The 4,570-nt window shown below is 57.2% G+C and carries 1 protein-coding gene; it reads left to right on the plus strand.

Features of this window, described 5'->3' with window-relative positions:
* Positions 1–4,570, plus strand: a 4,570-nt coding sequence (locus VGE80_RS11450) for a glucoamylase family protein (protein ID WP_440592761.1), incomplete at both ends; no start/stop codon positions are given.

Consider the following 4,570-nt stretch of genomic DNA (forward strand, 5'->3'; position numbering starts at 1 on the left):
AATCGGAAATCGCATGTCGGGTACTACCTCGTTGGAAAAGGTTTGCACGATCTCGAAGCGGCATGCCGTATGAAGGGGACGCTGTTCTCGCGCGTGAAGAGAGTGGCGAGTTACTTCCCGCTGACGAATTACCTTGGCTCGATCGGATTGATTTCGGTTGCGGTGGCCGCGCTGGTATTGAATCTGTCGCCCGCTGTTGGCACCAATCCCTACTGGTTCTGGTTCCTGGCAGCGCTGCTCACACTGAGCGGCAGCCATCTGGGGGTTGGGCTGGTGAACTGGCTGACGACGATGCTGATTCGCCCCCACCGATTGCCGCGGATGGATTTCTCGGCGGGGATCCCCGACAGCGACCGTGCGATGGTCGCGATTCCGACGATGCTGGTTTCGAAAGAGTCGGTGAAGCGGCTGATTGAGGGACTCGAAGTTCGCTATCTGGCGAATCGGGATCCGAACCTCAGGTTCTGCCTGCTGACGGATCTGAGAGATGCCGACCAAGAAGTGATGCCGGGGGATGAAGAGCTGATCGCGGCTGCGGCAGCAGGAATCGAGGAACTCAATCGGAAGTACCGGGGGGCAGTCGAACCCGGTATGAACAGTAGTGAATCACTGACCTTCAGCGGAACTTTTTTCCTCTTTCACCGACCACGTCGCTGGAACGAGCAAGAAAAGGTCTGGATGGGATACGAGCGAAAGCGAGGCAAACTCGGAGACCTCAATCAGCTCTTACTGACAGGTGCGACGGAGGCGTTTTCCGTCATCGTGGGGGACGTCAAGTCTCTTCCAAAGATGAAGTACGTGATCACGTTGGACACGGACACGCTGTTGCCACGAGATGCCGCTCGGCAATTGATCGGCACCATGGCCCATCCGCTCAACCAGGCTCTGATCGATTCCAGGCGAAACCGCGTCGTTGAAGGGTATGGAATTCTGCAACCGGGGGTGGCGATCAGTTTTGAGAAGACGAGACCTTCCTGGTATCTCAAGTTGTTCGGGGGAGAGCCGGGGATCGATCCTTATACTCAGGCGATATCTGATGTCTATCAGGACGTTTTCGGAGAAGGATCGTTTATCGGCAAGGGGATCTATGATGTCGATGCATTCTCACGCACGATGGATGGCAGGTTCCCCGAGAATCGCATCCTCAGCCACGACCTGCTGGAAGGGTGCTATGCCCGATCAGGCCTTGCCAGCGACATCTCCGTATTCGAAAGCTTTCCGCTGAAATTCGAGACGGATGTCAGTCGAAGGCATCGCTGGGTTCGAGGCGACTGGCAGATTGCCGGCTGGTTGATTCCAGGACGGGACAACCCCATCAGCCTGTTGTCCCGGTGGAAGATCTTCGACAACCTTCGACGAAGCGTGGTTCCCCTGGCTCTGACGCTGGTTCTGGTCCTCGGCTGGCTGGTGCATCCGCACGCCCTGTTGTGGACGGCGACGGTGCTGGGAATTATTGTGATTCCGTCCGTTTGCGTGTCGCTCGTCGCTCTGGTTCGGAAAGCAGCGGAGTCCCCTCAGGCATCGACCTTGCGTCCCGCCGTCAAGTCGATCGGAATGAGCCTGGCGAGGGCAGCACTGATTTTCATTTTCCTTCCGTATGATGCTTTCATCTGCGCGGATGCCATCATCAGGACCGGTGTCCGCACTTTGTGGACTCGGCGGAAGATGCTGGAATGGAAGACGGCCAGCGATGCGGAAAGTGAGTTGACCGATGATCTCGAATCGAGCTTCCGGCGAATGTGGTTTTCCCCGGCGTTTGCTTTGGTGATCGCACTGGGGCTGGCGTTTGTTCAGCCTGTCTCGTTGTGGGTGGCGCTCCCGATCATCATGCTCTGGGCGGCTGCGCCTTACATCGCCTGGAAAATCAGTCAGCAGATTCCTCGACGCTCTGAAACGCTGGATGAAGACCAGAAGCTGTTTCTGCATCAGTTGACGCGGAAGACGTGGAAGTTCTTCGAGACGTTTGTGGGGCCGGAAGATAACTGGTTGCCCCCCGATAATTTTCAGGAGTATCCCGCGCCGGTGGTGGCTCATCGGACGTCACCGACCAACATCGGGATGTCACTGCTGGCAAACCTGGCCGCGTATGACTTCGGATATATTTCTGCCGGTCGCTTGCTGGAGCGGACCGGGAATACTCTGAAAACGATGGAGTCGCTCGAGCGATTTCATGGTCACTTCCTGAACTGGTATGACACCCAGTCGCTTACTCCCCTCTTTCCGAAATATGTATCGGCTGTCGACAGCGGAAACCTTGCCGGGCACCTGTTGATCCTGCGGCGTGGATTGAAGGAACTGATCACCGATCGGCTGATCTCGACAGGTTTCCTTAACTCGTTGGCAGTCACTCACCGTCTGATTGAGGTGGCGGCCAAAGAGCCATTTCAGGGGCGAATCGAGGCGAAAAAGAATAGACCACAAGAAGCTGGGGACGGGTCGCCGATTTCTTTGAACGGGTCGTCAGCGAAGGGGGGCTCGGGAATGATTTCCTCGAGACCAAAACCACCTGACAACTTGCCCACTCTCGAGAGTGTACTGCAGCTTCTGCGACGCGGAGCGGATGCTCAGACACGTCCATCGACTCTGCCGGAAACCCAGCAATGGCTGCAACAGATGCAAACCGCTTCGGCTGCCATTGTGGAATGGGGTCAGAATCGGGAATCGGACGCTGTGCGTGAGATTCTGAAGGATCTGAACCAGCAATGCCGTGGAGTTCTTGACGACTTGTCATCGGTTGCGTTGTGGTTGGCGCACGCAGCGATTCCGCCGGAAGTCCATCGGAGTGGCAGCCATGAGCCGGCTTCGATGTCCAGGGAACTTCAGGAGATCGTCGACCGGCTGAATCGAATTCCGTCTCTACGAGAGGTCTGTGAGTTTGATCATCAAGTGCTACCCGGAATTGACAGGATCCTGAGCGTCGAGAAAACGGGCCCTGTTCTGGCACCTGCAGAGCGGAAATGGCTGGAACATCTTCGAGAACTGGTCTTACAGTCGACTCACACGGCGTGTGAACGCGTACATCAGATTGAGGAACTGTCCGAGCAATGTGCCGAGTTCGCCGATATCGAGTATGACTTCCTTTACGATTCTCGTCGTCGATTGCTCGCGATCGGTTTCAATGTCAGTGAACTCCGGCGCGACGGCAGCTTCTACGATCTTCTCGCGTCGGAAGCACGGCTGGCAAGCTTTGTGGCCATCGCCCAAGGCCGACTGTCGCAGGAGCACTGGTTCGCGCTGGGGCGTTCGCTCACCCGATCGCACGGGCAGTTGACGCTGCTGTCGTGGAGCGGATCGATGTTCGAGTATCTGATGCCGCTGCTGGTGATGCCTACTTATGACGACACGCTGCTTGATCAGACATACCAGACGGTGATTGACCGCCAGATTCAGTACGGAAGGCAGCGCGGTGTTCCGTGGGGTGTCTCGGAATCGGGGTACAATGCCACCGATGCCAACATGAATTACCAGTACCGGGCGTTCGGTGTTCCAGGGCTGGGCTACAAGCGGGGACTTGCTGACGATCTGGTCATCGCTCCGTACGCCACTGCGATGGCACTGATGGTCTCCCCGCGGAAGGCCTGCATCAATCTGGAGGTCATGAAGGCGAAAGGATTCGAAGGGGCGTATGGGTTTCATGAAGCCGTCGACTACACCCCGTCACGCCTTTCCCGGGGACAGACACACGCCGTGGTGCAGTCGTATATGGCGCATCATCAGGGAATGGCCTTCCTGTCGTTTGCGTACGTGCTGCTCAATCGACCAATGCAAAGACGCTTCGACAGCGACCCCGAGTTCCAGGCCGCCGATCTGCTGCTTCAGGAACGCATTCCTCACGCCGCACCCCTTTATCCGCACGCCAACGAGGCGGCTACGGAAAGCCTCCCCTCGACCGACCGTGCCGCTTTGATTCGCGTCTTTACGACACCCAACACGCCCGCGCCGGAAGTTCACCTGCTCTCCAACGGCCGGTATCATGTGATGGTGACGAACAGTGGTGGAGGATACAGCCATTGGAAAGGGCTGACGGTCAACCGCTGGAGAGAAGATGCAACTCGCGACAACACGGGAGTTTTCTGCTACCTGCGTGATGTAAGCAGCGGTGAAGTCTGGTCCACTTCTCATCAGCCAACACTGCAGCCAACGAAACGGTACGAAGCGATATTCTCACAGGCGCGTGCTGAATTCCGTCGTCGCGATAGCCAGATCAAGCTGCACACGGAGATCGCGGTTTCTCCGGAAGATGACATCGAAATTCGACGAACCACGATTGTGAACCGGTCGAAGGTGCCGCGGACGATTGAGTTTACCAGTTACGCGGAAGTGGTACTGGCGGCCCCAAACTCCGAGGCTACGCATCCGGCGTTCTCGAATCTGTTCGTGCAGACAGAAATTCTGACTTCACGGCAGGCGATCCTCTGTACTCGCCGTCCCCGGTCCCGTAGCGAGAATCCACCCTGGATGATCCACCTGCTGGAAGTGCGGGGGCCGGTCGAAGGAGAACCGACATACGAGACGGACCGCTTGAAGTTCATCGGTCGTAACCGGACACCGGCGAATCCCGAGGCACTCG

This window comes from Schlesneria sp. (genome assembly GCF_036405755.1).
GTDB lineage: Bacteria > Planctomycetota > Planctomycetia > Planctomycetales > Planctomycetaceae > Schlesneria > Schlesneria sphaerica.